Raw genomic sequence first — 22,080 nt, forward strand, 5'->3', positions numbered from 1 at the left:
CCCGTGACCGACACCCGCCCGCCCATGCTGCTCGCCGTCTGCTGCCTGATCGTCCTCGAGGCCGCGGCGTTCGCCGGTCTGGGCATCGCGGTGGGGTCCGAGCTGGTGCGCGGCCGGGCGACGATGCCGGGCGCGACGGCGTTCCTCGCGGTCTGCGGCCTCGGCGTCGCGGCGCTGCTCGGCCTCTGCGCCCGCGGGCTGTGGCGGGGGCGTCGCTGGGCGCGGTCGCCGGTGATCATGTGGCAGATCCTGCTCGTGATCCTCACGGTGAGCTGGTACAACGCCGCCCCGTCGGTGTGGGCGTTCGTGGTGATCGTGATGGCCGCGGCGATCGTCGTCGGCCTGTTCCTCCCGGCGGTCGTCCGCGCGACGACGCCCCCGCGCGAGGCTCAGCCGGGGTCGTAGACCTGCACGAGCGTCACGTCGCGTCCCATCACCAGCGCGCCGCGCCCGACCGTCCGACCTCCGGGCACGGCGAGCCACCGGGACCGGGGTCCGACGAGCTCGGCGGACGCCGGGTCCGAGGCGTCGAGGACCAGCACGCGCCGGCCGCGCAGCAGCCCCGGCAGCGCGCCGCGGTACGCGCCGGCTGCCGACAGGGCGGTGCTCGTCGCGACGATCCGCACGCCCAGGTTGGCCACGAGGTCCGGGTGCTCGCGCTCCACCTCGTCGAGGTCGTCGACCAGGAGCGTCACGGCATCCGGGAGGGTGGCCGCCGCGGCCGCGTCCACGCTCGAGAACCGCTCCAGCGCGGGGTACGGCTCGCCCGAGGCCAGCCGGAGCACGGGGTGACCGCCGCGGATGAGGCCGAGCCCGACGACCGCGAGCGCCGTGCTGCGACCCGATCCCGGCGGTCCCGCGACGAGCAGGCCGCGGGACACGTCCACGGCGGTCGGCACCGCGTCGTCGCCTCCGATCCCGAGGAACACCCGCCAGGGCGTCGTGGCGTGGTCCGCCTCGATGTCCGTCAGCGGTGCTCGGCGCGGCAGCGGCCGTACGCGCACCACCGACGGGTCGGGCTCGGCGCGCGCACCGACCGGCTCGGGCGCGAGCGCCACCTGCACCTGCTGCGCGCCGGCGGGCGCGAGGTGGATGGCCCGGCCGGGCGTGAGGCGTGGGCCGGCGAAGGCGGTGGGCACTCCCGCGAGCGCGTCGAGCATCGGGTCGGCGAGCGACAGGACCAGCCGGTCCCGGAACGCACCGGCGTGCTGGACAGCCACGGCGCCGACGTCTGCCGTCGCCGCGACACCCGTCGTGCCGCTCGCCCGACCGCCGCGCCACGCGGCCGTGAGCCGGTCGGCGCCCGCGCCGCGTGCGAGCTCGCCGAGGGTGCCGAGCAGGAGGTCGACCCGGTCGACGAGCAGCACCGTCCGCGGACCGTCCGGCCGATCCAGCAGCTCGAGGAGCCGCGCGGTCTCCACCACGTCGTCGACGGCCAGGACCGTGCCCAGGGACCCGTGCACGTCGCCGGCACGCAGTCGGGCGACCGCCTCCTCGGGCAGGCCGACGGCGTGCACCGACCACCCCTGGTCGAGCGCGCCGAGGCCGACGGTGACCAGCGTCGTCGACCGTCCCGAGCCGGGGCCGCCCATGACGAGCAGGTGGCCGCCCGCGGGATCCCACCGCACCGCCGCGCGGCGCTGCTCCTCCGGGAGGTCCGCGACGGCGAGCGCGACGCCCGGTCCGGCCTCGACCTCGTCGACGCCGACGACGAGGGGCAGCGCAGGCAGCCACGGCACCGGGGCGCTCGGGCGGTCGCTGGCGGCCTCGACCGCGGCGGCGACCCACGAGGCGACCGCGTCGGGGTCACGGTCCGCCGCGCCGGGCGTCCAGCGGGACGGTGAGCCCCAGGGCGGCGCGAGCCGGGCGGCCGGGACCTGGGGGACGGTCGTCGCTCGCGCCACCTGCACCGCCTCGACGTGGCGCGACCCGCGACGGACCAGCGCGCGACCGGGCGTGCGCGGGTCGATCGCCGCCGCGTCCGGGACGTCCAGGACGTCGGTCGAGTCCGCGGCGTCCGCGACCCGCAGCGCGATGCGCAGGCTGACGTTCGCGCGCAGGTCCGATCCGACCGCCCCCGCGGGCCGCTGCGTGGCCAGCACCAGGTGCACGCCGAGCGCCCGACCCTGCGCCGCGAGCCGGGCGAGCGCGGCCGCCGCGTCCGGGACGTCCTCGGTCAGCGCGCGCAGCTCGTCGACCACCACGAGCAGACGCGCGGGGGTCTCGGGGTCGGTCGGCGAGAGGTCGGCGAGGTCGCGTGCGCCGGCGGCCACGAGCACCCGCTCGCGCCGCCGGAGCTCGGCACGCAGGCCGCCGAGCACCCGGTGCGCGTGCGCGGCGTCCAGGTCGGTGACGTGCTCGAGGACGTGCGGCAGCCCCGCGACGGCCCCGAGCCCCGTGCCGCCCTTGAAGTCGACCAGCAGGATCGCGAGGCGTTCCGGCGGGTGGGTCAGGGCGAGGGCGAGCACGACGGTGGTCAGCAGCTCCGACTTGCCGGCCCCGGTGGTCCCCGCGACCAGCGCGTGGGGTCCGTCGGACACGAGGTCCACCGTGACGGGTCGGCCTGCGGCGCCGGTGCCCAGCGCGACGACCATCCCGGCGGCCGACGCGTCCCAGGCGGACGAGACGGCCCCGGCGACGGGAGGCGGGACGCCGGGCTGCGCGCCCAGGGCGGCGCCCGCCGGGAGGTCGAGCGGGTCCTCGGCTCGGCGGCGCAGCCCGGCGGCGCGGCGCACCTGCGCCTCGGCGGTGGCGACGTCGACGGCGTGCCGCGGGACCGGCGCCGCCCGGCCCTGGGCGTCGTGCAGCCGGACCGACCGCCGGGACACCTCGATCCTCGACCGGCACCACGCCGGGACGTCCGCCGCGCTCGCGGCGAGGAGCACCACGCGCTGCCCGGGTGGCGCACCGGAGCGCCACCGGGCGAGGGCGGCCGGGTCGAGCGGATCGTCGACGACGACGAGCGCCGACTCCTCGTCGGACCCCGGGAGGTCGTCGCAGGGCCCGGCCCAGACCAGCCACGACCAGTCCAGCAGGTGACGGCTCCGCACGGCGAGCGGTCCGCGCAGGTGGGTGCCCAGCGCCGCGAGCACGATGGCGCGGGCCACGGGCAGGGACAGGGACCGCGGGCCGACGACCGCGACCGTGCCGCCGTCGTCCCACGGCACCACGCCCTCGACCGGCTCGTCGTCCGGACGCGCACGCACGGTGGCCGCGACCAGGGCCGCGGGGTCTGCGGGCCGAGCCGGAAGAGAGCGAGCACGTCGGCGACGGAACGGGAGAGCGCCGAGCGGGCCGATCAGCCCGACGAGCGCGAGCAGCGGCTGGTGCAGTGCGACCGCGAGCGCGACGGACCCGATCACCGGGGTCAGCCACGTCGCGACCGACGGCCTTGCGCGCGCCTCCGGGGACGGAGCCGGCTCCGGGAGCACCCGAGGGCGCAGCTCGTAGGTCCACGCACCGATCGTCCGGGGCGCACCCGGGTGCCAGCGACGAGCACGGGACCGGACGCGGTCGCCGCGTCGTCGGACGGTCAGGCCGGGGGCGACCGCCACGCGCGTCCGGTCGGGCAGCCCGACCAGGACCCCGCAGCGCGGCCCGGCGACGACCGCCACGTGCCAGTCCGCGCGGAGCGCCTCCTCCGCCGAGGGGCGCGGGACCGGTCCGAGGCTCAGCGCGCACCCGTGCACCAGGGGTGGCTGACCGGCCACGTGCGACTCGTCGAGAACCTGGTCCGCCACGGCGACGCGGTGCGTCGAGCCGGCCCACGCCGGGTGCCCGCTCAGCCGGGCGAGCGCCGGCCGCAGGGCCGCGAGCGGCGTCCCGGGCGAGACCTCGACATCGGTGCTGACGGTCCCCGTACCGCGTTCGGGGTCGGGGTGGAGCAGGGTGACGCGCACCCGGCGACGATCCCCTGCGGGCGTCGGTCGCGGGGTCTGACCTGCGGCCCTGTGGACGACGTTCGCCGTCCACAGGGCCGTGGTCGGGTCAGTCGACCGCGAGCGCCGCGACGGGCGACGTGCGGGCCGCCGTCCGGCCGGGCAGCACCGAGGCGAGAAGCCCGGCCGCCAGGGCGACGACCAGGACGAGGCCCAGGTCCCGCCACGGGACGGTGAGCAGGACGTCCCCGAGGCTGCCGAAGACGACCACCGACCCGGCCCAGCCGTAGAGCAGGCCGAGGCCCACCCCGAGCAGCGCTCCGACGCCCGCGATGAGCATCCCCTCGACGGCGAGCATCCAGCGCAGCTGGCGTCGCGACAGGCCGATCGCCCGCAGGGTCGCCGACTCGCGGCGCCGCTCGAGCACCGACAGCGACAGGGTGTTGGCGACGCCGATGAGCGCGATGACCACGGCGACCGCGAGCAGCCCGATCACGATGCCCAGCACGGAGTCGACGACGCGGTCGTTGCTGACGCGCTGGGCGGCCGCGCTGGTGATGTCGAGCCCGCCGTCCGGCAGGGCCTCGCGGACCTCCTGCAGGACCGTGCCCGGGTCGGCGCCGGGCTCCAGCGTCACCCAGAACGTCGAGACTGGTGCGTGCGGCGCGATCCGGTCGAGCGTGGCGTTGGTGACGATCCCGCGCGTGCCGCCGAGGCCCGTGGCGACCGCGGTGAGATCGACCGGCGGGCCGTCGGGGTTGGGGTTCCAGTCGGCGTCGTAGGTGCGCTCGACGACGGTGGTGCTGCCCGCGATCTCGTCGTCCGAGACCCAGCTGGGCAGGAGCACGGTGTCGTCGGACAGATCGTCGACCAGGGCGGCGTCACGCATGATCGTCGACGCCGAGTCGTCCTCGACCGCCGCGACGGTGAGCGTCGAGCCGTTGGGGAACGCGACGTCGGCCGTCCGTACCGAGGCGACGCGGGCGATCCCGTCGACGCCGGCCAGCGCCGCTCGCACGGGCGCCTCGTCCATCCGCACCGACCCGTCGCCGAGCCGCCCGTCGACGACGAGGTCGACCGGGTAGCGCTGGTCGAGCTCGCGGTTCATCGACGTGCGAGCGCTCGCGGCGCCCGTGCTCATCATCACGACGAGCGTGACGCCGATGAGCAGCGCGGTGCTCGTCGCGGCCGTGCGGCGCGGGTTGCGCACGGTGTTCGCCGCGGCGATCCGGGCACTGGTCCCGGTGGACGCCAGCCCGCGCCCCAGCAGGGCGACGATCCTCGGCACCCAGAAGACGGCGCCGAGCAGGACGCCGACGAACGACAGGGCACCGGCGAGCACGCCGACCCCGAGCAGGAGGTTCGCGCTGCCCGAGCCGCTGCGGGACGCCGCCGCGGTCAGCAGGAGCACCCCGGCGCCGCCGACGACGAGCAGCAGGGAGACGGCCAGGCGGACGCGGCCCGCCCTGGCCGACACGGCGGGTGCGTCGGCGGGGCGCAGCGCGGCGATCGGAGCGACCCGGGTGGCTTCGCGGGCCGGCACGAGCGAGGCGAGAAGGGTGACCAGCGTGCCGACGAGCAGCGGCACGAGGACGACCGCGAGCGTGATCGGGATGGTCGACGGGAGAGGAACGCCGAGGTCGGCGCGGTTGAGCACGGTGAGCGCGACCTGGGCCAGGACGGCTCCCGCGACCAGCCCGGCGAGCGCGGACCCCAGGCCGAGGATCCCCGCCTCGAGCAGGACGGACTGCCGCAGCTGGCGCTTGCTGGCGCCGACGCAGCGCAGCATGGCGAGCGTGCGGGTCCGCTGGGCGACGAGCACCTGGAACGTGTTGGCGATGACGAGCGCCGCGACGAGCATGGCGACCGCCGCGAACCCGAGCACGACCGTGACCAGGAGGTTCCCGCCGCCGGAGAGCTCGGCGACCGCCTCCGCGGCGGCCTGGTCCTTGGTGAGCGCGCGGGCGTCGCCCACGAGGGGGGTCAGGGCGGCCTGCAGCTCGGTGGCGCTGACCCCGTCGGCGGCCGCGACCAGGGTGATCGGGCTCTGCGACGTATCGACGAACCTCGCGGCCTCGTCGGCGGTGACCAGGCCGGCGCCGCCGGACTGGGACCAGGCGCGGGTGGGGTCGGCCGTGATGCCGACGAGCTCGAAGGAACGTCCGTGGTCCCCGCCGGACCCGAGGGACGCGACCTCGACGGTGTCGCCGACCTCGGCCCGCAGCGCGGACGCCGTGTCCGACGGCAGAGCGAGCTGGCCGACCTCGGTCGGAGACGACCCCTCGGCGATGGTCAGCGAGCCCAGGCGCGGGTCGGACGGCGCAGTGATGACGTTCTGGGCACGGACCCGGCCGTTGGCGCGGACCTCCAGGGTGACGGGGTCGAGGACCGTCATGGCTGCGACGTGCGGATCGCGGGCGGCCTCGTTGCGTTCCGTCGCCGTCAGCTGGCCGCGCACCACGACGTCGGCATGGCCGTAGGTCGCGGTGAGGGCGTCGTAGCCGGTGCGCGTGATGACCCCGCCGGCGATGAGGGTCGCGGCGAGGAACGCGGAGCCGATCGCGACGGCGACCGCGGCGGCGGAGAGTCGGCCCAGGCTGCGGCGCATCTGGGCGAGCGTGAGTCGCAGCATCAGCGCGCCACCGGCTGGTCGAGCGTGCGCAGCGCCTCGAGGCCCATGAGCACGGACTCCGGCGTCGGGTTCTCGATGTCCCCGGCGATGCGTCCGTCAGCGAGCAGGACCACCCGGTCCGCGTACGCCGCGGCCGTCGGGTCGTGCGTGACCATGATGATCGTGCGACCCAGCTCGCGCACGGACCGGCGCAGGAAGCTCAGCACCTCGGCACCCGAGCGCGAGTCGAGGTTGCCCGTCGGCTCGTCGGCGAACACGACCTCCGGCTTGGCGATCAGCGCCCGCGCGATCGCGACGCGCTGCTGCTGCCCGCCCGACAGCTCGCTGGGCCGGTGGGTCAGCCGCTGACCGAGGCCGAGCGTCTCGACGAGGGTGTCGAACCACTCCCGGTCCACCGCGGCGCCCGCCAGCTCGAGCGGCAGCAGGATGTTCTGCTCGGCCGTGAACATGGGCAGGAGGTTGAAGGACTGGAAGACGAAGCCGACCCGGTCGCGACGCAGGCGGGTCAGCTCGTCGTCGCCCAGCGCGGTGATCTCCGTGTCGCCCAGCAGAGCCATCCCCGACGTGGCCTGGTCGAGGCCGGCGAGGACGTGCATGAGCGTCGACTTGCCCGACCCGGACGGGCCCATGATCGCGGTGAAGGCACCGGCCGCGAAGTCGACGTCGACGCCGTCCAGGGCGTGCACGGCCGCTGCACCGCGGCCGTAGACCTTGGTGAGGGCACGGGCGCTCGCGGCGGGTACCGGGTCGATCGGGCGGAAGACGGTGGTGTCCACGGGGTGCGGCTCCTTCGGTCGGTGACGTGCTCGACGCTACGGAGCAGGCCGCGTCCACCACATCAGGCCACGGTGTCGTCGCGCGTCATCCCGTGGTCGCACGCCGGGCCCGCGCGATCACGATCCGGGTCGTACCAGCCCGGTCTCGTAGGCGACGACGACGGCCTGCACCCGGTCGCGAGCGTGCAGCTTGGCCAGGATGCGACCGACGTGCGTCTTGACCGTGGCCTCGGCGACGAACAGGTCCTGGCCGATCTCCGTGTTGGACCGGCCCCGGGCCATCAGGACGAGCACCTCGCGCTCGCGGTCGGTGAGGTCCGCCACCGCCAGACGCGCCGGATCCGTCGGGGTGCCCGGCTCCTCGGGCGGCAGCGCGACGACGAGGTGCTCCAGGAGCCGGCGCGTGCTCGACGGGGCGATCACGGCGTCCCCACGGTGCACGGTGCGGATGGCCGCGAGCATCTCCTCGGGCGGCGCGTCCTTGAGCAGGAACCCGCTCGCGCCCGCACGGATCGCGGACAGCACGTACTCGTCGAGGTCGAACGTCGTGAGCACGATGACCTTGGGCGCCGGTGCGGCCTCGGTCCCGCGCGCGACGATCTCCGCGGTCGCCGCCAGGCCGTCCATCGTCGGCATCCGGACGTCCATGAGCACGACGTCGACCACACCGGGGTGCGCCACGGGGTCCAGCGAGCGCACCGCCTGCGACCCGTCGCCCGCCTCGACGACCACCTCGAGGTCGGGCTGGCTGTCGATCACCATGCGGAAGCCGGCCCGCACGAGCTGCTGGTCGTCGACGAGGCCGACTCGGATGGTCATGAGAGGTCCTGTCCTGGGGGTGTCGGGAGCTGCGCGCGGACCCGGAAGCCGCCGCCTGGACGGGGACCGGCGCTGACGGTCCCCGCGAACATCGTCGCGCGCTCGCGCATCCCCAGCAGCCCTTGGCCGAGCCCGTCGGAGTCGGCCGCCGCGCCGCGGCCGTCGTCGCTCACCTCGAGCACGATCGCGTCGGGCAGCCACTGCACGAGCACCGAGACCAGCGGGTCGGGACCGGCGTGCTTGAGCACGTTGGTCAGGGCCTCCTGGGCGATCCTGTAGACCGTCAGGCCGGCGCCCGGCGGGAGGTTGCGCGGCGTGCCCATGCGGACGAGCGAGACCCGCATGCCGCTCGCCCGCATCTGGTCGACCAGTGCGCCGACGTCCGCCTCGGCGGGCTGCGGCTCGAACTCGAGCGCCGGTGAGTCCGACCCGCGCAGCACCCCGAGCAGCCGCCGCATGTCGGTGAGCGCGGCGCGGCCGGTCTCGCCGATCGTGCCGAGCGCCCGGGTCGCGGCGCCGGGATCGGCATCGGCTGCGTACCGCCCACCGTCCGCCTGCGCGATCATCACGGTCAGCGAGTGCGCCACGATGTCGTGCATCTCGCGGGCGATGCGGGCGCGTTCGGCGGCCGTCGCGATCTTGGTCTGCTGGTCGCGCTCGATCTCGAGACGGCGCGCCCGGTCCTCGAGCGCCTCGATCCGTTCCCGCCGCGACCTGCGCACGAGGCCGAACGCCCAGACGGCGAGCGCCGCGACGCCGGTGAACATGGCCGTCGCGGTCGCGGCCGGGGTGTCGTACCAGCCGTACAGGGCGACGCCGAGCACCACGGAGCCGACCAGCGACCCCGCGATCGCCACCCGATGTGCCCAGCGAGGACCGTGCACGGTCACCGAGTACAGCGCCACGAGCACCATCGCGTCGGCGGGGAACACGATCGGCGCGCCGACGAGGACCTGCAGCAGGGCGACGGCGTAGATCGTCGCGGCCGAGGCCGTGGGGCGCACCCGCCGCCACGCGATCGGCACGACGAGCGCGACGGAGAAGACCGGCGCGAGCACGGGGTCGGCGATCGCCGCGGCGGCGCCGAACGCGATCGAGGCCGGGAAGACGACGAGGAGGATGAGCGCCGCGAGGGTGGCGTCGACGACGAACCGGTGCGCCTCCTCCCAGCGCAGCAGGCGCTCCCAACTCGTCACCCCCCGAGGGTAGGTGCGTCGCCGCTCCTCGTCGTGCCCCCGCGGACGGACCCCGCGTCCCCCCACAGATGCAGGCAGGGATCACACGTGCCCACTGGCGGACAACACCGTCCCGTGACCTAGCATGGGCGAATGACCCAGGTGTTGCTGGCAGAGGACGATCCCGCGATTGCCGAGCCTTTGGCCCGGGCCCTCGGGCGTGAAGGTTATGACGTGCGCGTGCAAGGAACGGGTCAAGGCGCGATCGACGGCGCCTCGGCGGCGGACCTCATCGTGCTGGACCTCGGCCTGCCCGACATGGACGGGCTTGACGTCGCCCGCGCGATCCGCAACCTCGGCCTGACCACGCCGCTCCTGGTCCTCACGGCACGGGCCGACGAGGTCGACCTGGTGGTCGGGCTCGACGCCGGTGCCGACGACTACGTGACCAAGCCGTTCCGCCTCGCCGAGCTGCTGGCGCGCGTCCGCGCGCTGCTGCGCCGCAGCGTGGGCGACCCGGGCGACGAGGACGAGGTGCACGCCCAGAACGTCCGCGTCGACGTCGCCGCGCACCGCGCGTTCCAGGGCGAGCGCGAGCTGCACCTGACCGCCAAGGAGTTCGACCTCCTGCGCGTCCTGGTCGGCGCGGCCGGCACGGTCGTCGCCCGCGAGACGCTCATGCGCGAGGTCTGGGGCTCCGACCCGACCGGCTCGACCAAGACGCTCGACATGCACGTGTCGTGGCTGCGTCGCAAGCTCGGCGACGACGCGAACGCGCCGCGGTACGTCACGACGGTCCGCGGCATGGGATTCCGCTTCGAGACCGGCGGCGCGAGCAGCAGCACCGGCGGCTGACCCGTGCGTCGTCGCGTCCTGCAGGCGACGATCGCGGCGGTCACCGTCGCGGTCGTCCTGCTCGGCTTCCCCCTGGCGTTCCTGGGTGCCCAGCTCGTCCGCGAGAACGAGATGCAGGCCCTCAAGGCCCGGGCCGACACCGTCGCCCGCTCGGTCGACTTCCGCATCCAGCAGGACATCCCGCTGACCGACCGCATGCTGGAGAACGCGACCGGCGGTCCGGGAGAGGTCCCTGCCTCCGTGCGCGTCAAGGCGCCCGACGGGGAGCTCTACCAGTCGGGGGACCACGTCGAGGGCCGCAGCCTGTCGGTGCAGGTCACGTCCCAGGCCGGGGCCGTCGTGGACCTGTACGTGTCGTGGTGGGACGTCTTCTGGCTCAGTGCCCGGGTCATCGCGCTCGTCGTCGCCGCCGCCGTCGTGGCCTTCGCCGCGGGGATCGCCATGGCGATCTGGCAGGCCAACCGCCTGACCGCCCCGCTCGTCTACCTCGCCGCCTCGGCCGAGCAGCTGGGCGCCGGCCAGGTCCGGCCACGGCTCGAACCCTCGGGCGTCGAGGAGATCGACCTCGTCGCGGCCGAGCTGGCCCGCAGCGCCGACCGGATGGCCGCGCGACTGGCCGCCGAGCGGCAGTTCGCGTCGGACGCGTCGCACCAGCTGCGCACCCCGCTGACCGCCCTGACCATGCGGCTCGAGGAGATCATGCTCGCGACGGACGACCCGGACGTCAGCGAGGAGGCCCGGATCTCGCTCGAGCAGGTCGAGCGCCTGGTCCGCGTGGTCGACGACCTGCTCGCCAGCTCGCGGCGCGCGCAGGGGGGCACGACCGAGGCGCTCATGCTCGTCGACGTCGTGCGCCAGCAGGAGGAGGAGTGGCAGCCGACGTTCGACGTGGCCGGCCGGCACATCGTCGTCGAGGTCGACCCCGCCACCCAGGTGCTCGCCACCCCGGGCGCGCTCGCCCAGGTGCTCGCGACGCTCATCGAGAACTCCCTCAAGCACGGGGCCGGGACCACGACGGTCCGTGCCCGCACCGGCGGCCCGTCCGGCGCCGTGGTCGTGGAGGTGGCCGACGAGGGCGCCGGCGTGCCCGACGACCTGGCGCCGCGCATCTTCGAGCGCGAGGTGACCTCAGGGCGGGGGACCGGGCTCGGGCTGGCGCTCGCGCGCGACCTGGCCTCCGCCGACGGCGGCCGGCTCGAGCTGGCGCAGCGCCGTCCGGCGGTGTTCGCCCTGTTCCTGTCCGGCGTGCCGACGTCGCTGCGTCCGGACTCGGTCGTCCCGATGGGTGCCGTGGTGACCCGACCGGACCGCCGCCGCCGCTAGGGCGTCGGGCCCGCGGGGTGGCCGGTGAACACCCAGCGCTTGTAGCCGACGTACCGCAGGACGGTCCCGATCACGATGCCGAGCACCGTCGCGACGTTGTCGGCGAGCGCGTTGGTCAGTCCCAGCGCGTAGTGCGACAGGGCGAGGGTGAGCACGGGGATGCCTGCGCAGACGATGTTGATCGAGGCGAACACCAACAGCTCGCGAGCCTGCCGATCGGTCCGTTGCCGGGAGAACGTCCAGTGCCGGTTGCCGACCCACGAGACCAGGGTCGCGGCGACCAGCGAGATGATCTTGGCGGTCACGGGCTTCTGCTCGAGCAGGTGCCCGGGGCCGAACCGCAGGAGGTTGAACAGGCCGAGGTCGACGACGAACGCCATCCCGCCCACGGACAGGAAGCGCAGGATCTCGTAGGTGCGCGCCCGGCCGGCGGACACTGCGACCGCGGCCTCCGGCGCGACGGTCGGTCCGGAGACCGTCGAGCCGCGTGCCACCGACGCCCCGGCAGCCTCGTCGTCGGTGCTCACACCCCACCCACCCGTCCGCGTTGCTCCCGCCCGCCATCGACCGGTGAGACGGCGAGGATATCTCGCCGCCCTGTCCACGGTCGTCGTCGACGGAACGGGACGCGTGAGGCTCGACTAGTGTCGTCGCCCGTGACAGCACCCGTGGTGGCAGTGGTGGGCGGTGGCCAGCTCGCTCGGATGATGGCGCCTGCGGCGACGGCCCTGGGCCTGCACCTGCGCGTGCTGGTCGAGAGCCCGACGTCCTCGGCGGCCCAGGTGGTCGTGGACGCTCCCGTCGGCGCGGCGTCCGACGAGGCGGCGATCGAGCGGCTCGCGGTCGGCGCCGACGCCCTGACCTTCGAGCACGAGCACGTCCCGAACGCGCTGCTCGACCGGCTCGAGGCCGACGGAGTCTCGGTGCAGCCGCGTGCCGTCGCGCTCGTGCACGCGCAGGACAAGATCGTGATGCGGACCCGGCTGACCGAGCTGGGCATCCCCTGCCCGCGGTGGGCGGCCTTGACGTCGTCGGCGGACCTCGACGCGTTCCTGGCCGGTGGCGAGGCCGTGGTCAAGACGTCCCGTGGCGGCTACGACGGCAAGGGGGTCCGCGTCGTGCGGGCCTCCGACGAGGTCGCCGACTGGTTCGCCGCGGCGGCCGCGGGGACCGGTGCACCGCTGCTCGCGGAGGAGAAGGTCCCGTTCACGCGGGAGCTCGCCGTGCTCGTCGCGCGTCGGCCCGGCGGCGAGGTCCGGACGTGGCCGGTCGTCGAGTCGGTGCAGAGGGACGGCGTGTGCGCCGAGGTCGTCGCGCCCGCGCCCGACCTGGACCCGGCGACGCGTGCCCAGGCGCTCGACGTGGCCACGCGGATCGCCGAGGGCCTCGGGGTCACGGGCGTGCTGGCGGTCGAGCTGTTCGAGGTGCCCGGCGCGGACGGCACGCCGACCGTCGTCGTCAACGAGCTCGCCATGCGGCCCCACAACTCGGGGCACTGGACCATCGACGGCGCGGTCACCAGCCAGTTCGAGCAGCACCTGCGCGCGGTCCTCGACCTCCCGCTGGGCGACACCGCACCGACCGCCACGTGGACCGTCATGGCCAACGTGCTCGGGAGCGCGCTCGACGACCCCACGGACGCGCTGGCCAGTCTGGACCCGTCGGTGAAGGTGCACCTGTACGGCAAGGAGGTCCGCGCTGGCCGCAAGCTCGGTCACGTGAACGTCAGCGGGGACGACCTCGCCGACGTCCGGGCGCGCGCGGTCGCAGCGGCGGCGCTCCTGCGCGGCGAGCGGGCCTGAGCCGAACGACGGCCGACCGGCGGCCTCCGCGCCGGTCTGTCTGCCCGGCGCGAACACGGTCCGGAGCAGCGCTGCGGCTGGGACATGATGGGATCCGGCGACGACGTCGCAGGTCGGACCCGCTCGAGCAGACGGAGATCGTGATGGCAGTGCAGGCCCTCGTCGGGATCGTCATGGGATCGGACTCGGACTGGCCGGTCATGCAGGCGGCGTCCGAGGTGCTCGCCGACTTCGGCGTGCCGGTCGAGGTCGACGTGGTCTCCGCCCACCGGCAGCCCGAGAAGATGATCGAGTACGGCCGGACGGCCGCCGACCGCGGCCTCAAGGTGATCATCGCCGGCGCCGGCGGGGCGGCCCACCTGCCCGGCATGCTCGCCTCGGTCACCACGCTGCCCGTGATCGGCGTGCCGGTCCCGCTCGCGCTCCTCGACGGGCTCGACTCCCTGCTGTCGATCGTGCAGATGCCCGCGGGCGTCCCGGTGGCCACCGTGTCGATCGGCGGCGCGAAGAACGCCGGTCTGCTCGCCGCACGGATCCTGGCCTCGGGCGAGGGTGCCCAGGCGACGCGGATCCGCACGGCCATGGCCGCGTTCCAGGTCGAGCTGCAGGGTCAGGCCGAGTCCAAGGGTGAGCGCCTCCGCTCGCACACGGCCGCCAGCCGGCCGAGCATCGGCTTCAGCCTCTAGGGCGTCAGGCGCCCGGCATGCCGCCGACGGGTCCGGGCGGCAGCGTCCCGTCGCGGACGGCGACCCAGAACGCGGGCGTCAGGTCGGGGTCGAGCTGGACGGTCGAGCCGACCCCGCCAGGGCGGTAGTCCAGGCTCTTGATCGGCGGGGTGCCCGTGATGCCACCGGGGCCGTTGGCCGAGCGGAACGCGAGCGCGAGCTTGCCCATGTCGACGATGCCCGTGCCCTCGCTCACCGTCAGCGCGGCCGTGCCGGCGTCGATGAGCTGGACCTGCTTGCCCGGGTGCAGCAGGAGCGAGCCGGGCGTGACCTTGCCCATCACGGCACCGATGAGCTGGCGCTGGCGCTCGGCGCGGCCGACGTCGCCCGTGGGGTCCGACTTGCGCATCCGCGCGAACGAGAGCGCCTGCGCACCGGTCACGTCCTGGCAGCCGGGCGCCGGCCACACCATGCCCGAGTCCGGGTCGCTGACGACCGCGTCGTAGCAGAGGTTCACGCCGCCGACCGCGTCGACGATCTGCTCGACGCCGGCCATCCCGATCTCGGCGTAGTGGTCGACCGTCAGCCCGGTGAGCCCCTCGACCGTCTGGACGAGCAGCGGGGCGCCGCCCCAGGAGAACGCGGCGTTGAGCTTGGAGGCGTCGTGCCCCGGGATCTGGACGTATGTGTCACGAGGCAGCGAGATGAGCGCCGCGGGTCCGCTGTCGGGGACCTGCAGCAGCAGGATCGTGTCGGTCCGCGCGCCCTCGGTGCCGTCCTCGCCCACGGAGCCGTCCGCGCGGGAGTCGGAGCCCGTCAGCAGGTATGTCGTGCCCGGGGTGTTGGCGGCACCGCTCAGGGCGGCCGTGTGCTGGACCTTGCCGTTCGCCCACATCGTCAGGCCGATGGGCCACGCGAGCAGGGCCACCAGGACGACGATCACGACGAGGACGACGAGCGGCCCCCTGCTGCGACGCGTGGTGGCCGCCTCGGGCTTCGTCGCGGGCCCCTTCGGTCCTGCGGGCACGGGGCGGACCGGCGGGCGCTGGCCGGAGGGTCGCGACGAGGTGCTGCGCGGTCCGGACGCGGGCGTCGAGCCGGGCGGCACGGACGCGGGCGGCACGGATGCGGGCGTCGACGTGCGGGCCGAACCCGCCGGCAGGGGAGCGGGCGGAGGGGTCTTGGCCGTGCCGGGCGGGACGGCTGTCGGGGTGCGCGACGCGGACGAGCTCGAGGTCCGGACGGGGGAGGCGGGCCGCGTCGGGGGACGCTTGCCCGGCACCTCGATCGCCGCGGCGTCGGGTCGCGACGCGGCCTCGGCGGAGGACGGGGCGATCGACGCAGGCACCCCGGGCGCCGCGGGACGCGATGCGGGGCGAGCGGTCACCGGGGATGGCGCCGCCGGTGTCGTCGAACGGGCGGTCGACGGCGTGGCAGGCGTCGCGGAGCGGGCGGGCGGGCGGCCGACGACGATCGGCTGGGCCTCGGCAGGGTCCGCCGGCCGCGCGCTGCCGGCCGGCGCGAAGCTCGGCGGCGGGGTGCGGACGGTGCGGTCGTCCGACGTCATGCGCAGACGGCGGTGGTGTCGGCGACCGAGAACTCCTCGCGGCCGGCCTTCTTGGTCTCTGTCGGCGTCGGCACGACCGGGGCGGCGGGGTCCGCGACCGCGGGAGGCGGCGTCGTGGCACCGGGCGTCGGGGTCGGCGCGGGCGGCACGTAGCTGGCCGGAGGCACGTCGTTCGCCATGTCGGCCCAGACCTGGGTCGCGGCGGAGGTCCACTCGACGCGGTTCGGGTCCGACTTGGCCGCTGCCCACGGAATCGTCATGAACGTGATGTTGCCACGGTCGATGTTCCGCAAGTTGTAGGCGAGGCCGGTCATGTCGGCGATCGACATCTGGCTGTCGGTCGTCAGCGAGCTCGTCGCGGCGCTGAGGAACGACACCAGCTTCGACGGGTTGGTCAGGACGTCGCGAGAGAGGACCTCGCGGACCATCGCGGCGACGAGCTGCTGCTGGTTGCCGATCCGGTTGATGTCCGAGCCGTCGCCGACGTTGTGGCGGGCGCGGGCGAACGCGAGCGCCGTCGGTCCGTCGAGCACCTGGTTGCCGGCGGCCAGGTAGAGGCCGGAGTCCTTGTCGCGGGTCTCGCTCTGGATGCACATGGGCACCCCGCCGATCGACTCGACCATCTTCTGGAAGCCGGCGAAGTCGACGACGACGAAGTGGTTGATCGTCACGCCGGTGTTCTGCTGCACCGTGTTGATGGTGCATGCGGCGGCCGAGGCCATGTCGCCGCCGTTGTCCCAGCCGGTCGCGAACGCCGAGTTGAACATCGCGTGCGTCGCGCGGGTCGTCTTGCCGTTCGTCATCGTGCACGACGGGATGTCGACGAGGGAGTCGCGGGGGATGGACACCACGGAGATCCGGGTCCGGTCCGCCGAGATGTGCATGACCATCGCGGTGTCCGAGCGCATGCCCTCGGCCTCGCCACCGATGGCCTCGTTCTCGCCGTCCCGCTGGTCGGAGCCGAGGACGAGGATGTTGACGGGGCTGCCCTTGTTCGGGTCGTCCGGGTCCGGCACCTTGCTGGGCGACGGCACCGGGTTGACGAGCGCCGAGACGTCGACCTGATCGATGTTGCCCTGCAGCTTGGCGGCCACGGCCGCACCTCCCGCCACCGTGAACGTCAGTACCGCGACCGCGACGAGGGCGACGGAGCGGAGCACGCCGTGGGTCCGGACACGTCGAGCGTGCCTGGCGGCACGGGGGCGCGAGGGGGAGGCGTGGCGAACAGTCACCGGTCGATCGTAGGAGGTGGATGTTTCGTCGTCGGGGAGCACACGGTCTGGCGTGGTGGAGGATCTGTGCAGATCAGCGCCACAGCACCGGGTGGGGCGTCCTCGGCCCGCGTGTACGGTACGAGTCGGACCAATGACGGCACGGCCGTCCCGGGCGGCCAGGCCACGAACCACTGAGGGGCACTGTGACTCGGCGCGTCCGCGGAATCCTGGCACTCCTGTCCCTGCTGGCCGCCGCCCTGCTGCATCTCTGGCTGCAGGCCGGGATGATGCTCGGCTGGGCAGGCTGGCGGCCGTCGTACTTCCGCAACTACTTCTGGCCGGACCAGCTGGCATACCTGTCGATCGCGGTCAACGTGGCGCACGGTGAGTCGCCAGACGTCGAGCCGTTCACGCTCACGGGGTCGAACAACTACCCGCGTGCCTGGTACGTGTTCCTCGGCTATGCCTCACGTCTGCTCGGGACGAGCCCGGCGACCGTGTGGACGTTCGCGGGCCTCGCCGTGCAGGTGGCGGTCGTCGTCGCGATCGGGGCGACGTGCATCCTGCTGACGCGCAGGTGGTGGACCGGGGTGCTCGGTGCGGTCCCGTTCCTCCTGGGCACGGGCTCGTGGATGCTCTCGTCGGGCACGTCGTGGATGACGAAGCTCGATTCGCACGCGGTGCTCTGGGGTCCGTACGGCGTGCTCTTCACGCTCAACGGCGAGACGGTCGCGCTCGGCATGGGGTGCGTCGCGCTCCTCGCGCTGCTGCTGGTCGCGGCCGGCCGCGTGCCCGAACGCGCCCGGCTCTGGGTCGCGATCGCCGCGTGCGGACTGATCGGACTGATCGCCAACGTGCAGACGTATGCGTTCCTGACCTCGACGTTCGTGCTGTTCGGCGGGGTCGCGGCCGTCGGGCTGGTGCGGAGCCGGTCGCGCGCGGCTCTCCTGTGGACCGTCGGCCTCGTCGCGCTGGTGTTCGTGCTCGGCCCGGTCGTCGCAGGCGCGTCTGGGCAGCTCTCGGTCGTCATGCTCGGGCTCGTGCCGGCGGTCCCCGGGGTGCTGGTCGTGCTGCGCGACACTCGATGGCGGCCGCTCTGGGGCGCACTGGCGCTCGCCCTCTGCGCGCTGCCGCAGATCGCCGCGACCGTCTGGGGGCTGATCGAGCACGACCCATTCCTGGTCTACCGCGAGGGCTCGTCGAAGAACCTGGGCGTCCAGCCGGGACCGGGGCTCTTCTCCGCGCTCGCCGTGCTCCCCGCGCTCGCGCTCGTGATCGTGCTCGGCGTCCGGCGCCGTCAGGTCGTGTGGATCGCGGTGCCGTCGGCTCTCGTCGTCCTGTGGGCCTACCTGTCGACGAACGACCTGTGGGGGGCCAACCAGGAGCCGTACCGCTTCTGGATCGACATGTACGTGCTGGTGGCCGTCCTGACGGTGCCGCTCGTGGCGTGGTCGGTCATCGAGGTGCTCTCCCGGAGCCGTGAGGCTGGCGCTGAGCTCACCCGACGCGGCCGCGCCGTGCTGGTCGGTGCGCTCGTCCTCTGCGTCGCCGTGGCGGCCACCTGGAGCTGGGACTTCACGCTGTTCCGCACGCAGGTCACCGCCGGCGCCTACCTGCCGCTCACCGCACCGCAGTACCGCGCGCAGGCCGACCTGCTCGACCGCTCGCAGCAGGACGGCGGGGGACTCGTGCTCCTCGACGGCTGCACGGACCCCTGGTACACCAACGCGATCTGGGGCGGCCCGGTCGCGTACTACCACGTGGGCCTCGCCTGGCCCGAGCACCGCGAGGACATCGACAAGGCCAACCACGCCCGCGACCATGGGCACCTCGATGAGGCGGCCGCCAAGCGTGCGGGCATCCGCTGGATGATGGTCGTGCCCGGCTGCAAGGTCGACATCACGGCCGGGGTCGACGCGCACCCTGTTGCCACCACGTCCTACGGCGGAGGCTCGTGGGTGCTCTGGAAGCTCGACGGCTGACGGACCCCGGTGCCGCGGACGGCACCGGGGTCCAGGTCAGCGCCCGAGCTGGGCGTACTTGGCCTCCGTGGCGTCCTTCTGCGGGCGCCACCAGGACTCGTGGTCCTGGTACCAGGCGATCGTCGCCTCCAGGCCGGCGCGGAAGTTCTGGTACCGCGGCGCCCAGCCCAGCTCCTCGCGCAGCTTGGTGGAGTCGATCGCGTACCGCAGGTCGTGGCCCGGACGGTCGCTGACCAGGTCGTAGGCGTCCTTCTCGAGGCCCATGATCTCCAGGATGTCCTCGACGACGGTCTTGTTGTTCTCCTCGCCGTCCGCGCCGATGAGATACGTCTCGCCCAGCCGGCCGCGCTCGATGATCGCCCAGACCGCGCTGTTGTGGTCCTCGACGTGGATCCAGTCGCGCACGTTCTCGCCCGAGCCGTAGAGCTTCGGGCGCACGCCGTCGATGACGTTCGTGATCTGCCGCGGGATGAACTTCTCGACGTGCTGATACGGCCCGTAGTTGTTCGAGCAGTTCGAGATCGTCGCGCGCACCCCGAAGCTGCGTGCCCAGGCGCGCACGAGCAGGTCCGACGCCGCCTTCGTCGAGGAGTACGGGCTCGACGGGTTGTAGGGGGTTTCCGGCGTGAACTTGGCCGGGTCGTCGAGCTCGAGGTCGCCGTACACCTCGTCCGTGGAGATGTGGTGGTAGCGCACGTCGTGCCGGCGGACCGCCTCGAGCAGCTGGTAGGTGCCGATGACGTTGGTACGCAGGAACGGCCACGGGTCGTGCAGCGAGTTGTCGTTGTGGGACTCCGCCGCGAAGTGCACGACGAGGTCGACGTCCTTGACCAGCGTGTCGACGATGTCGGGGTCGGCGATGTCGCCCTTGGCGAAGACGACCTTGCCGTCCACCGGGTCGAGGCTGCGCTCATCGCCCGCGTAGGTGAGCGCGTCCAGGACGGTCACGTGCACGTCGGGGCGCTCGCGGACGGTCTGGTGCACGAAGTTGGCGCCGATGAATCCGGCTCCGCCGGTCACGAGGATCTTCATGGGGTCCTTCCAGCTGTGCGCGGTGTCGCGGTCCGGGTCAGGACGCGACCAGGAGGTCGAGGGGAGAGGTGCTCGGGACGATCTGGGGTTCGGTGATGCCCAGGACAGCGTCCGGACCGGCCGAGAGCACGATCGTGCTCTGGCCCGGCGGCACGTCGACCGTCCATCGGACGGCCGACCCGGTCTGTGCGGTACGGGTGCCCCACGGGGCCGTGATGGTCACCGGTCCTTGGGCGCTCAGGACGTCCAGCTGGATCGTGACGGACGCCGTGGTGTCGGCCGCGTTGTCGACGACTGTCGTGACCACCCCGTCCTCGCCGTTCCACTGCTCGCCGTCGGGGGCCTGCCCGATGACGACGTCCGCGCCCGGGTAGATCATCGTCGGGTGCGTGGTGGCGTAGCTGACCGCGTCGATCGACTCGGGCGTGTACGTCGCGTCGAGGGAGGCCCGCGTGGGCTTGAGGTCGAACACGACGTACCGGCCGTCCGAGCTGGTCACGACGGGGGCACCCGCGATCTCGGACCAGTCGGCGACGATCTTGTCGGCGTCGCTCGAGTACGCGAGCTTGTCGACGACTACCCCTGTGAACCCGGCGGCAGCGAGCTGCGGCGCGGCCTGGTCGGGCGGGAGCGGGGAGACGAGCGAACCCCAGTCGGCGGTCGCGCGGCCCTTGATGCCGCCGCCCGACCAGCCGAGCGTGTCCGAGTGCAGGAACGGCTTGAGCTGGTCGGTGTCGAGGATGCCGTTGAGGCCCTGGGCCTCCGGGAACGACAGGTACGGCAGCTGGAACACCCAGGCGTCGGCGCCGAGCGTCGTCTCGACCTCGCCCACCCACTGGGCGTCGGAGGCGAACTGCGCCGCCGTGGCCTCGTAGGCGGGGTCGGGGCGCGTGCCGATCTGGTCGACGGCACCCGCGACGACGAGCAGCGACCCGGCGACGGCGAGCGCGACCCAGGTGACCAGGAGCGACGTGCGCGCACGGAGCCACCCGGCGACCATGTCGATGACGACGGCCACAGCGCCGAGCGCGAGCATCGAGATCAGGATCGACATCCGGTTCCAGCCGCGCAGGTCGGGCGTGACCAGCGAGATCAGGCTCGAGAAGCCGCCGACCGTCGCGAACAGGAGCGCCACCAGGCTCAGCGAGCCGAGCGTGACCAGGGCGAACCAGCGGTTCGAGCGGGAGCCGGCACGCGTTCCTCGGCCCGCCAGCTGGACGACGATGACCACGAGCAGGATCAGCAGCCCGATCGCGCCGGCCGCACCCAGGACCGGACGCTCCGAGATCAGCGGGTACTGCGCGTCGTAGTCCGTCCGCAGCTTGGCGAGCCCGTCGACGACGTGGTTGGGCACGGGCAGCAGCAGGGCGGAGAGCTTGAGCGAGTAGAGCTCGGCCTCGGCGCCGTTGCGCACCAGCGCACCGAGGTCCGGCCCGTTCTGCCGGGCCCAGAGGATGTCGGGAAGCATGTTGAGGAACGCGACGACGACGGTCCACGCACCCGCGACGACCGCGCCGACGAACCGACGAAGGTCGCGGTGCTGAGTCAGCGAGGCGACGCCGGACACGGCGATCAGGATGACGATGAAGACGGCGTAGTACGTCTGGGCCGTGCCCACGAGGGCCAGCGACAGGCCCGTCACCAGGGGCCGGGTCCAGCGGCCCTCGGTGCTTCCCGGCGGGCGGTGCCAGACCGGCTCGCCCTGGAACACCCGGTAGACCACGAGCAGCGCGAGCGGGATGACGTAGTACGACGAGAGCCACAGGTGCGCCTCGCCACGCGTGAAGTGGTACGGCGCGACCGCGAACAGCGTCGCCGCGACGACCGCGGCGGTGCGGCCCACGCCGATCTGCCGCAGGAAGTACACGGCGGCCATCGCGGCCAGCGGGAACCCGATCAGGAAGTAGAGGTTCAGGACCGTCGGCCAGTCGCTGGTGAACAGGCCGAGGATCCGGACCGCGACGAGGTGCAGGTTGTCGGCGGTGGGGAAGTCGTGGAACGTCTGGCCCGCCGGGACCCCGAGGAGCGGCTGGTGCTCGTACCACCCGGTGGTCAGCGTGGTCTTGACGTGCGCCGAGGTCGAGAGGGCGTCACCCCAGTACGTGAACGGGACCCGCAGGTCGGCGGCTCGCAGGCTCAACGCCCAGGCGGTCGCGATCGTCGTGAAGACGACCGCGACCGAGTACGTCGCCAGCTCGGCCGCCCAGGACGGGATGCGTCCCCAGCCAGGTTCGGCGGGAGCCGAGGTCCGCCGGGTCCGCGTGGTGCGGCGGGGCCGCTCGGGGTCGACCGACTTCGACACCTCGTCCGACGTGGTGCTCGTCGACGTCACGGTTCTCCCAGCTCTTGCCCTGCCACGG

At 73.8% G+C, this 22,080-nt stretch carries 16 protein-coding genes; 6 read left to right on the forward strand and 10 right to left on the reverse strand.

Features of this window, described 5'->3' with window-relative positions; all coding sequences use genetic code 11:
* Positions 1–3: 3 nt before the first annotated feature.
* Positions 4–405: a hypothetical protein gene (locus tag AC1DZC_RS02095; protein ID WP_477042049.1), complete on the forward strand. Its 402-nt coding sequence runs from the start codon at positions 4–6 to the stop codon at positions 403–405.
* Here the strand turns inward: AC1DZC_RS02095 and AC1DZC_RS02100 are convergent.
* From AC1DZC_RS02100 to AC1DZC_RS02120, 5 genes are all read right to left on the reverse strand, one after another.
* A complete protein-coding gene (locus AC1DZC_RS02100) occupies positions 390–3,899 on the reverse strand; it encodes an FtsK/SpoIIIE domain-containing protein (protein ID WP_477042050.1) in 3,510 nt (1,169 codons plus the stop codon). The genes AC1DZC_RS02095 and AC1DZC_RS02100 overlap by 16 nt on opposite strands.
* An 88-nt stretch (positions 3,900–3,987) precedes the next feature.
* The gene (locus AC1DZC_RS02105; RefSeq protein WP_477042051.1) at positions 3,988–6,510 is read right to left on the reverse strand and encodes an ABC transporter permease; all 2,523 of its coding nucleotides are present in this window, start codon (positions 6,508–6,510) and stop codon (positions 3,988–3,990) included.
* On the reverse strand, positions 6,510–7,286 hold the full coding sequence (locus AC1DZC_RS02110; protein ID WP_477040579.1) for an ABC transporter ATP-binding protein: 777 nt from the start codon (positions 7,284–7,286) through the stop codon (positions 6,510–6,512). Before AC1DZC_RS02110 ends, AC1DZC_RS02105 begins: the two co-directional genes overlap by 1 nt.
* A gap of 117 nt (positions 7,287–7,403) precedes the next feature.
* Positions 7,404–8,105, reverse strand: a complete 702-nt coding sequence (locus AC1DZC_RS02115; protein WP_477042052.1) for a response regulator — start codon at positions 8,103–8,105, stop codon at positions 7,404–7,406.
* A complete protein-coding gene (locus tag AC1DZC_RS02120) occupies positions 8,102–9,301 on the reverse strand; it encodes a sensor histidine kinase (RefSeq protein WP_477040577.1) in 1,200 nt (399 codons plus the stop codon). The genes AC1DZC_RS02115 and AC1DZC_RS02120 overlap by 4 nt, the downstream gene beginning before the upstream one ends.
* A 132-nt stretch (positions 9,302–9,433) precedes the next feature.
* Here AC1DZC_RS02120 and AC1DZC_RS02125 point away from each other — a divergent pair, with 132 nt between their 5' ends.
* Entirely contained in the window at positions 9,434–10,135 is a 702-nt protein-coding gene (locus AC1DZC_RS02125; RefSeq protein ID WP_477040576.1) for a response regulator transcription factor, read from the forward strand.
* 3 nt (positions 10,136–10,138) lie between these two features.
* Positions 10,139–11,458 (forward strand): ATP-binding protein, encoded by a 1,320-nt coding sequence (locus AC1DZC_RS02130; protein ID WP_477042053.1) that lies wholly within the window; start codon positions 10,139–10,141, stop codon positions 11,456–11,458.
* Here the strand turns inward: AC1DZC_RS02130 and AC1DZC_RS02135 are convergent.
* Complete coding sequence (locus tag AC1DZC_RS02135; protein ID WP_477042054.1) at positions 11,455–11,985, reverse strand: GtrA family protein; 531 nt, start codon at positions 11,983–11,985, stop codon at positions 11,455–11,457. The two genes, AC1DZC_RS02130 and AC1DZC_RS02135, sit on opposite strands and share 4 nt — an antisense overlap.
* Positions 11,986–12,114: 129 nt before the next feature.
* Here AC1DZC_RS02135 and AC1DZC_RS02140 point away from each other — a divergent pair, with 129 nt between their 5' ends.
* Positions 12,115–13,260 (forward strand): 5-(carboxyamino)imidazole ribonucleotide synthase, encoded by a 1,146-nt coding sequence (locus tag AC1DZC_RS02140; protein ID WP_477042055.1) that lies wholly within the window; start codon positions 12,115–12,117, stop codon positions 13,258–13,260.
* Between the two features lie 143 nt (positions 13,261–13,403).
* Positions 13,404–13,946 carry a 5-(carboxyamino)imidazole ribonucleotide mutase gene (gene purE / locus AC1DZC_RS02145; RefSeq protein ID WP_477042056.1) on the forward strand — a complete coding sequence of 181 codons (543 nt, stop codon included), beginning with the start codon at positions 13,404–13,406 and terminating at the stop codon, positions 13,944–13,946.
* 4 nt (positions 13,947–13,950) lie between these two features.
* Here the strand turns inward: purE and AC1DZC_RS02150 are convergent, their stop codons facing one another.
* Both AC1DZC_RS02150 and AC1DZC_RS02155 read right to left on the reverse strand, forming a co-directional pair.
* Complete coding sequence (locus AC1DZC_RS02150; protein WP_477042057.1) at positions 13,951–15,492, reverse strand: LCP family protein; 1,542 nt, start codon at positions 15,490–15,492, stop codon at positions 13,951–13,953.
* Complete coding sequence (locus AC1DZC_RS02155; RefSeq protein WP_477042058.1) at positions 15,489–16,652, reverse strand: LCP family protein; 1,164 nt, start codon at positions 16,650–16,652, stop codon at positions 15,489–15,491. The genes AC1DZC_RS02150 and AC1DZC_RS02155 overlap by 4 nt, the downstream gene beginning before the upstream one ends.
* A gap of 257 nt (positions 16,653–16,909) precedes the next feature.
* On the opposite strand from AC1DZC_RS02155, the gene AC1DZC_RS02160 reads away from it, so the two are divergent.
* Positions 16,910–18,688 carry a hypothetical protein gene (locus AC1DZC_RS02160; protein WP_477042059.1) on the forward strand — a complete coding sequence of 593 codons (1,779 nt, stop codon included), beginning with the start codon at positions 16,910–16,912 and terminating at the stop codon, positions 18,686–18,688.
* Positions 18,689–18,724: 36 nt separating this feature from the next.
* Here the strand turns inward: AC1DZC_RS02160 and rfbB are convergent, their stop codons facing one another.
* Both rfbB and AC1DZC_RS02170 read right to left on the reverse strand, forming a co-directional pair.
* Positions 18,725–19,720: a dTDP-glucose 4,6-dehydratase gene (gene rfbB, locus AC1DZC_RS02165; protein ID WP_477042060.1), complete on the reverse strand. Its 996-nt coding sequence runs from the start codon at positions 19,718–19,720 to the stop codon at positions 18,725–18,727.
* A 37-nt stretch (positions 19,721–19,757) separates the two neighbouring features.
* The gene (locus AC1DZC_RS02170; RefSeq protein ID WP_477042061.1) at positions 19,758–22,052 is read right to left on the reverse strand and encodes a DUF6311 domain-containing protein; all 2,295 of its coding nucleotides are present in this window, start codon (positions 22,050–22,052) and stop codon (positions 19,758–19,760) included.
* Positions 22,053–22,080: the final 28 nt, after the last annotated feature.

Source organism: Cellulomonas sp. P2_B4 (assembly GCF_056404795.1).

Coding starts and splice junctions, on each gene's coding strand:
- AC1DZC_RS02125 (WP_477040576.1), top strand. CDS start 9,434: ATGACCCAGGTGTTGCTGGCAGAGGACGATCCCGCGATTGCCGAGCCT.
- rfbB (WP_477042060.1), bottom strand. CDS start 19,720: ATGAAGATCCTCGTGACCGGCGGAGCCGGATTCATCGGCGCCAACTTC.
- AC1DZC_RS02115 (WP_477042052.1), bottom strand. CDS start 8,105: ATGACCATCCGAGTCGGCCTCGTCGACGACCAGCAGCTCGTGCGGGCC.
- purE (WP_477042056.1), top strand. CDS start 13,404: ATGGCAGTGCAGGCCCTCGTCGGGATCGTCATGGGATCGGACTCGGAC.
- AC1DZC_RS02150 (WP_477042057.1), bottom strand. CDS start 15,492: ATGACGTCGGACGACCGCACCGTCCGCACCCCGCCGCCGAGCTTCGCG.
- AC1DZC_RS02105 (WP_477042051.1), bottom strand. CDS start 6,510: ATGCTGCGACTCACGCTCGCCCAGATGCGCCGCAGCCTGGGCCGACTC.